The organism is Microbacterium umsixpiens (genome assembly GCF_053543675.1).
This window is the reverse complement of the sequence record NZ_JBLVOH010000086.1, coordinates 8,195-8,827: the sequence shown is the minus strand read 5'-3', so window position 1 is coordinate 8,827 and position 633 is coordinate 8,195. Positions and strand designations below refer to the sequence as shown.

At 68.9% G+C, this 633-nt stretch carries 2 protein-coding genes; both read right to left on the bottom strand.

Annotation, left to right across the window (positions count from 1 at the left end):
• Window positions 1–22: 22 nt before the first annotated feature.
• Window positions 23–439 (bottom strand): nucleoside-diphosphate kinase, encoded by a 417-nt coding sequence (ndk, locus tag ACNPM4_RS08815; protein WP_029261664.1) that lies wholly within the window; start codon window positions 437–439, stop codon window positions 23–25.
• Between the two features lies 1 nt (window position 440).
• Window positions 441–633: DUF4233 domain-containing protein (locus tag ACNPM4_RS08810; RefSeq protein WP_448985430.1), on the bottom strand; the 193-nt coding region annotated here is incomplete at its 5' end.

Sequence of the window (633 nt, the reverse complement as noted above, 5' to 3'; positions counted from 1 at the left end):
GGGGGGTTTCCTGTCTCGGAGCTCAGTCGAACCAGATGCCGAGCTCACGTGCGGCCGACTCGGGGCTGTCCGAGCCGTGCACGAGGTTCTGCTGCACCTTGAGGCCCCAGTCGCGGCCGAAGTCGCCGCGGATCGTGCCGGGGGCAGCCGTCGTCGGGTCGGTGGTCCCGGCGAGCGAGCGGAATCCCTCGATCACGCGGTTGCCGGCGAGGCGGATCGCGACCGACGGGCCGGAGAGCATGAACTCGAGCAGCGGCTCGTAGAACGGCTTGCCCTCGTGCTCGGCGTAGTGCTCGGCGAGCAGGTCGCGGTCGGGCTCCACCAGGCGGATGTCGACGAGGGCGTACCCCTTCGCCTCGATGCGGGCGAGGATCGTGCCGGTGAGGCCGCGGGCGACACCATCGGGCTTGACGAGGACGAGGGTTTCTTCGGTGGCCATGTCATTCACTCTCTGTCTGAGTCTCGGTCGTGGGTTCGGCGGGGCGTCGTGCGTCCAATCGGGCCCCTCCGATGGTCGCATACGCCCACATGCCGCCGAAAATCAGGACGACGAGCAGGATGGCCGGAACGAAGAACGCCGACAGTGCGACGATGGCCTGGACGACCCACCCGGCCGTGAGGGCCCAGGGCTTC